The sequence below is a fragment of the Kluyvera huaxiensis genome, from assembly GCF_040149365.1.
GTDB classification, from domain to species: domain Bacteria; phylum Pseudomonadota; class Gammaproteobacteria; order Enterobacterales; family Enterobacteriaceae; genus Kluyvera; species Kluyvera intermedia_A.
On sequence record NZ_JBEFLV010000020.1, the window covers coordinates 90,005 to 96,004 of the forward strand.

Consider the following 6,000-nt stretch of genomic DNA (forward strand, 5'->3'; position numbering starts at 1 on the left):
AGGATCACAAACATGGCGCAGCATGGTGCATTAGCAACGCTAAAAGAACTGGCAGAAACCGATGTCGACAACGCCGCCCTGGTATTGGGCGAGATGCGACGCGGCTGCCAGCAGGCGGAAGAACAACTGAAAATGTTGATGGACTACCAGCTTGAATACCAGAACAACCTGAACAACGACATGAGTCAGGGGATAGCCAGCCTACGCTGGCAGAACTACCAGCAGTTTATCCAGACGCTTGAGAAAGCCATTGACCAACACCGCCAGCAGTTAATCCAGTGGAATAACAAGGTGGAACAGGCGCTGACTTTCTGGCGAGAGAAAAAACAGCGCTTGCAGGCATGGCAAACGCTACAGGACAGGCAGGCCTCCGCAGAGCTGTTGGCGGAAAACCGCCTTGACCAGAAGAAGATGGATGAGTTTGCCCAACGCGCTACCTTGAGGAAACCCGAATGATCACTCTGCCTAATCTTGTTGTCAGCGATGCAACCCTTCCCGGCGCGGATGCTGCGGCGAAAACCGCGGGCAGCCCTGAGGATTTTCTGGCACTCCTGACGGGGGCGTTAAGCCAACTTCCTGGCGTCAGCGCGGAAAAAGCCACCTTACCGGCAAGCGATGAGGTCGACTCGACGCGTTCGCTGAAAACCCAGGGCCAATCTCTCACCCAATGGTTAATGCAGCAAGACGCTGCCAGCGCGACGGCCGATATTGATGTCGCGACGCCGGTGGATGCGCAGACGCTGCTGAGCTCATTAGCCGCCCACCTTAAAAGTGAGCTGACGGCGGGCAAAGAGAGCGTTTCAACGTCGGACAGCGATGATAAAGCGGCGGACAGTAAACTCAGCGACGAGGAATTGAAAAGCCTCAGCGCGTTAATGGCCATGCTGCCAGCCACGCCGCAAATTCAGCAGGTTGCCAGCACAACCACGCCAACGGCGGCAAGCGAGACGCTCAACACCCTGAGCTCGTCGCTAAACCGCGGCGGCGGTAAAGCGGAAGGCTTTGTCGATGTGAAAGGCACGCCTGCGTCACAACCACAGACCGAAGCTCGCGCCCTGCCCGCAGATTCCGCCTTTGTGATCCCTGCACAAAAGGCAGAAGCAGAAAGCGCCCCAAGCCCGGCGGCACCAACCTCCACGCTGACCCCGGTCGCCGCGCAAACCGTCACGCCAGCGGCCGCGTCTGCCGCAGCCGCCACCGCGAACATCCATGCACAGCTTGGTACGCCGGACTGGCAGCAAAACGTCAGCCAGCACATCACGCTGTTCACTCGTCAGGGTCAGCAGACCGCCGAACTGCGTCTGCACCCCGAGGCCTTAGGTCAGGTGCACATCACGCTGAAAGTGGAAGATAACCTTGCGCAGATCCAGATGATGTCACCGCACAGCCACGTACGCGCCGCGCTGGAGGCTGCACTCCCGATGCTGCGCAGCCAGCTTGAGGATAACGGTATTCAACTGGGGCAGAGCAATATCAGCAGCGACGGTTTTGCCGGTCAGCAGCAACAGTCCTCATCCCAGCAGTCTTTCGCCTCGCGCGGCAACGCGAGTGCCGCTGACGGCCAGGAAGATGGCGATGTGCTGGCCGTCCCTGCGGCCCTGCAATCCGCCGCCCGCGGCGACAACGCAGTAGACATCTTTGCTTAAACGCCCGAGGTAACATGATTATTCCCGTCTTTTCCACGCTTTGACCCGCGCGGGAGGCGGGATAATCATCTGATAAGCAGTACTAAAAGGAAGACCGTTTCAGATGACTGACACCGCAATCACTAAAAAGAGCAAACGCTCTATCTGGATCCCGCTACTGGTGCTGGTAACGCTTGCCGCCTGCGCCACTGCGGGCTACAGCTACTGGCGTTTTGAAAATAAGACCGCTGAAGCCGCGCCAAAAGAAGCCCCACCGCCGGCCGCACCGGTCTTTTTCCCGCTGGATACCTTTACGGTTAACCTGGGCGATGCCGATCGCGTGCTCTACGTGGGTGTGACGCTGCGGATGAAGGGCGAAGCCGACCGTGCGCGTTTGAACGACTATTTGCCGGAAGTGCGTAGCCGGATGCTTCTGCTGCTGTCGCGCCAGGATGCCACCAAGCTCGCCACCGACGAGGGTAAAAAACAGCTCGCCGCCGATATCAAAGCGACATTGAGCGCACCGCTGATTGCCAATCAGCCTAAACAGGACATTACCGACGTTCTGTACACCGCCTTTATTCTGCGATAGCGCTATGGGCGACAGTATTCTTTCTCAGGCCGAAATTGATGCGCTGCTCAACGGTGACAGCGATAACGCCAGCGAGCCTCTGGCGCGTGCAGTGGGCGAAGATGATATTCGCCCCTATGATCCCAATACTCAGCGACGTGTGGTTCGTGAACGTCTGCAGGCACTGGAGATCATTAACGAGCGTTTTGCGCGCCACTTCCGTATGGGGCTGTTCAACCTGCTGCGTCGTAGCCCGGACATTACCGTCGGTGCGATCCGCATTCAGCCGTATCACGAGTTTGCGCGTAACCTGCCGGTGCCGACCAACCTCAACCTGATTCATCTAAAACCGCTGCGTGGCACCGGTCTGGTGGTGTTTTCACCAAGCCTGGTGTTTATCGCCGTTGACAACCTGTTCGGAGGCGACGGCCGTTTTCCGACCAAGGTCGAGGGACGCGAATTCACCCATACCGAACAGCGCGTGATCAACCGCATGTTGAAGCTGGCGCTGGAAGGCTATAGCGACGCGTGGAAAGCGATTAACCCGCTGGAAGTGGAGTACGTGCGTTCGGAGATGCAGGTGAAATTCACCAACATCACCACCTCGCCAAACGACATCGTGGTTAATACGCCGTTCCATGTGGAAATCGGCAACCTGACCGGCGAGTTCAATATTTGCCTGCCATTCAGCATGATTGAACCACTGCGCGAGCTGCTGGTTAATCCACCGCTGGAGAACTCGCGCAATGAAGATCAGAACTGGCGGGAAAACCTGGTGCGCCAGGTACAACACTCAGAGCTGGAACTGGTGGCGAACTTCGCCGATATATCGCTGCGTTTATCACAAATACTCAAATTAAAACCCGGTGATGTCCTGCCGATTGACAAGCCCGATCGCATTATTGCCCACGTCGATGGCGTACCGGTACTTACCAGCCAGTACGGCACCGTCAACGGCCAGTATGCGCTGCGCGTAGAACATTTGATCAACCCGATTTTGAATTCGCTGAACGAGGAACAGCCCAAATGAGTGATATGAATACTCCACCCGATGACAACAGCGGATCCGTGGACGATCTGTGGGCTGAAGCGCTGAACGAGCAACAATCAACCACCAGCAAAAGCGCCGCTGACGCGGTGTTCCAGCAACTTGGCGGCGGCGATGTCAGCGGCACGTTGCAGGATATCGATCTGATTATGGATATCCCGGTCAAACTGACCGTCGAACTGGGCCGTACCCGGATGACCATTAAAGAGCTGCTGCGTCTGACCCAAGGTTCGGTCGTCGCGCTGGACGGTCTGGCGGGCGAACCGCTGGATATTCTGATTAACGGTTATCTGATTGCCCAAGGTGAAGTGGTGGTGGTGGCCGATAAATACGGTGTACGCATCACCGATATCATTACGCCATCAGAACGTATGCGTCGCCTGAGTCGTTAATATGAAAGCCCAGCCCAGCACGATGCACCCGGCATCGACCACAACGACCGCGCACACCACTGAATCGGTCACCGTGGCGCATGCCAATGAACCCATGACTTCGCCGTTGATTCAGGTTAGCGGCGCGCTGCTGGGCATTATCGTGTTAATTCTCGCCGCCGCGTGGGTCGTGAAACGAGTGATGCCCGGCGCGCTGAAAGGCCGCACGGTCAACGGTCTGTCGGTGAGCGCTAGCGCTTCGCTGGGCAATCGTGAGCGGGTGGTAATTGTTAACGTCGAAGATGCGCGGCTGGTGCTTGGCGTAACCGCCCAGCAGGTCACTTTACTGCATACCTTACCGCCGGCCCCTGTTGACGCTCAGCCGTCACCGGCGGCGGCGCCAGAATTTGCTTCACTGATGAAAACTATGCTTAAGCGTCCCGGGAGATCCTGATGCGTCGTTTATTTTCCCTTACGCTGGGCGGGCTGTTGCTTCTCTCCCCTTCTGCCTTTGCTGAACTACCGGGCTTAATCAGCCAGCCGCTGGCCAACGGCGGCCAAAGCTGGTCGTTGCCGGTGCAGACGCTGGTGTTTATCACTTCGCTGACCTTTATCCCGGCCATTTTGCTGATGATGACCAGCTTCACCCGCATCATCATCGTTTTTGGCCTGTTACGCAGCGCGTTGGGTACGCCGTCCGCCCCGCCAAACCAGGTTCTGCTGGGGCTGGCGCTGTTTTTAACCTTTTTTATCATGTCGCCGGTTATCGATAAAATTTACACCGACGCCTATCAACCGTTTAGCGAAGACAAAATCTCCATGCAGGAAGCGCTGGATAAAGGCGCGCAGCCGCTGCGTGAGTTTATGCTGCGCCAGACGCGCGAAGCTGACCTGGCGCTGTTTGCAAGGCTCGCTAACAGCGCACCTATTCAGGGGCCTGAAGCCGTACCGATGCGCATTCTGCTACCGGCCTATGTGACCAGCGAGTTGAAAACCGCATTCCAGATTGGCTTCACCATTTTTATCCCTTTCCTGATTATCGATCTGGTGATCGCCAGCGTATTGATGGCGCTGGGGATGATGATGGTACCGCCCGCGACCATAGCCCTACCGTTCAAGTTGATGCTGTTTGTGTTAGTTGATGGTTGGCAGCTGCTGGTTGGGTCGCTGGCGCAAAGTTTTTACAGTTAAGGAGTAACCATGACCCCTGAATCCGTCATGATGATGGGCACTGAAGCGATGAAGGTGGCGCTGGCGTTGGCCGCCCCGCTGCTGTTGGTGTCGCTAGTGACCGGCCTGATTATCAGTATTCTGCAAGCAGCCACGCAGATTAACGAAATGACCCTGTCATTTATTCCTAAAATCATTGCCGTTTTTATTGCCATCATTGTCGCCGGGCCGTGGATGCTCAACCTGCTGCTCGACTATGTGCGCACGTTATTCAATAACCTTCCCTACATCATCGGTTAAGCCCCATGATGCACGTCACTAGCGACCAGTGGATCTCCTGGATAAGCCTGTATTTCTGGCCGCTTCTGCGCGTACTGGCGCTGATAACCACCGCGCCGATCCTGAGCGAAAAGTCGGTACCTAAGCGGGTTAAGCTAGGTCTTGGCGTGCTGATAACCATTGTGATTGCCCCGTCACTGCCGGTAGTGGAAGTTCCGTTATTCTCGGCGCATGCGCTGTGGCTCGCGCTACAGCAAATTCTTATCGGTATTGCGCTGGGCTTTACTATGCAGTTTGCGTTTGCCGCGATAAGGACCAGCGGCGAGATTATTGGCTTACAGATGGGTCTGTCGTTCGCCACATTTGTCGATCCCGGCAGCAACCTCAACATGCCGGTGCTGGCACGTATTATGGATATGCTGGCGCTGCTGCTATTTCTGGTATTTAACGGCCATTTGTGGCTCATTTCATTGCTAGTCGATACTTTTCACACATTGCCTATCGGCGGCGAGCCGATCAATAGCAACGCATTTTTGGCGCTCACCCGCGCAGGTGGCATGATCTTCCTTAACGGTTTGATGCTGGCTTTACCGATTATCACCCTACTTCTGACGGTGAACCTGGCGCTGGGCATGCTCAACCGAATGACGCCGCAGCTGTCAATCTTTGTGATCGGCTTCCCTATTACGTTGACCGTGGGTATTTTGCTGATGGCTGCATTAATGCCATTGATTGCCCCCTTCTGTGAACACTTATTTGGTGAAATATTCGATCTATTAGCAGATATTATCACCGAGTTACCACGCATAAATTCTCCATAATGCCACTGCGGCTGTTATAAGGAAATTCCTAAAATAAAAACGATAAAACATCTACCAGCATATCGCTGGTGCGGGTTATTTGTTTTTAGATTATTCACAAATCATAACATTTACT

General features: G+C 55.4%; 9 protein-coding genes. All 9 read left to right on the forward strand.

The window, feature by feature from the left end; translation table 11 throughout:
* The first annotated feature begins 12 nt into the window (after positions 1–12).
* A complete protein-coding gene (gene fliJ, locus ABOC97_RS18855; protein ID WP_052283531.1) occupies positions 13–456 on the forward strand; it encodes a flagellar export protein FliJ in 444 nt (147 codons plus the stop codon).
* Entirely contained in the window at positions 453–1,646 is a 1,194-nt protein-coding gene (locus tag ABOC97_RS18860; RefSeq protein ID WP_349600711.1) for a flagellar hook-length control protein FliK, read from the forward strand. The genes fliJ and ABOC97_RS18860 overlap by 4 nt, the downstream gene beginning before the upstream one ends.
* A gap of 103 nt (positions 1,647–1,749) precedes the next feature.
* Complete coding sequence (gene fliL, locus ABOC97_RS18865; RefSeq protein ID WP_234507477.1) at positions 1,750–2,217, forward strand: flagellar basal body-associated protein FliL; 468 nt, start codon at positions 1,750–1,752, stop codon at positions 2,215–2,217.
* Between the two features lie 4 nt (positions 2,218–2,221).
* A complete protein-coding gene (fliM, locus tag ABOC97_RS18870) occupies positions 2,222–3,226 on the forward strand; it encodes a flagellar motor switch protein FliM (protein ID WP_234507474.1) in 1,005 nt (334 codons plus the stop codon).
* On the forward strand, positions 3,223–3,636 hold the full coding sequence (fliN, locus tag ABOC97_RS18875) for a flagellar motor switch protein FliN (RefSeq protein WP_234507471.1): 414 nt from the start codon (positions 3,223–3,225) through the stop codon (positions 3,634–3,636). Before fliM ends, fliN begins: the two co-directional genes overlap by 4 nt.
* Before the next feature lie 94 nt (positions 3,637–3,730).
* Entirely contained in the window at positions 3,731–4,069 is a 339-nt protein-coding gene (fliO, locus tag ABOC97_RS18880; RefSeq protein ID WP_234507547.1) for a flagellar biosynthetic protein FliO, read from the forward strand.
* Positions 4,069–4,806, forward strand: a complete 738-nt coding sequence (gene fliP, locus ABOC97_RS18885; protein ID WP_349600716.1) for a flagellar type III secretion system pore protein FliP — start codon at positions 4,069–4,071, stop codon at positions 4,804–4,806. Before fliO ends, fliP begins: the two co-directional genes overlap by 1 nt.
* A 9-nt stretch (positions 4,807–4,815) precedes the next feature.
* Complete coding sequence (gene fliQ / locus ABOC97_RS18890) at positions 4,816–5,085, forward strand: flagellar biosynthesis protein FliQ (RefSeq protein WP_035896987.1); 270 nt, start codon at positions 4,816–4,818, stop codon at positions 5,083–5,085.
* Positions 5,086–5,090: 5 nt separating this feature from the next.
* Entirely contained in the window at positions 5,091–5,885 is a 795-nt protein-coding gene (fliR, locus tag ABOC97_RS18895) for a flagellar biosynthetic protein FliR (protein ID WP_234507468.1), read from the forward strand.
* The last annotated feature ends 115 nt before the right edge of the window (positions 5,886–6,000 follow it).

Bases quoted from the DNA above. Each gene is read 5' to 3' on its own strand.
- fliJ (WP_052283531.1), top strand. From the start codon at position 13: ATGGCGCAGCATGGTGCATTAGCAACGCTAAAAGAACTGGCAGAAACC.
- ABOC97_RS18860 (WP_349600711.1), top strand. From the start codon at position 453: ATGATCACTCTGCCTAATCTTGTTGTCAGCGATGCAACCCTTCCCGGC.
- fliL (WP_234507477.1), top strand. From the start codon at position 1,750: ATGACTGACACCGCAATCACTAAAAAGAGCAAACGCTCTATCTGGATC.
- fliM (WP_234507474.1), top strand. From the start codon at position 2,222: ATGGGCGACAGTATTCTTTCTCAGGCCGAAATTGATGCGCTGCTCAAC.
- fliN (WP_234507471.1), top strand. From the start codon at position 3,223: ATGAGTGATATGAATACTCCACCCGATGACAACAGCGGATCCGTGGAC.
- fliO (WP_234507547.1), top strand. From the start codon at position 3,731: ATGACTTCGCCGTTGATTCAGGTTAGCGGCGCGCTGCTGGGCATTATC.
- fliP (WP_349600716.1), top strand. From the start codon at position 4,069: ATGCGTCGTTTATTTTCCCTTACGCTGGGCGGGCTGTTGCTTCTCTCC.
- fliQ (WP_035896987.1), top strand. From the start codon at position 4,816: ATGACCCCTGAATCCGTCATGATGATGGGCACTGAAGCGATGAAGGTG.
- fliR (WP_234507468.1), top strand. From the start codon at position 5,091: ATGATGCACGTCACTAGCGACCAGTGGATCTCCTGGATAAGCCTGTAT.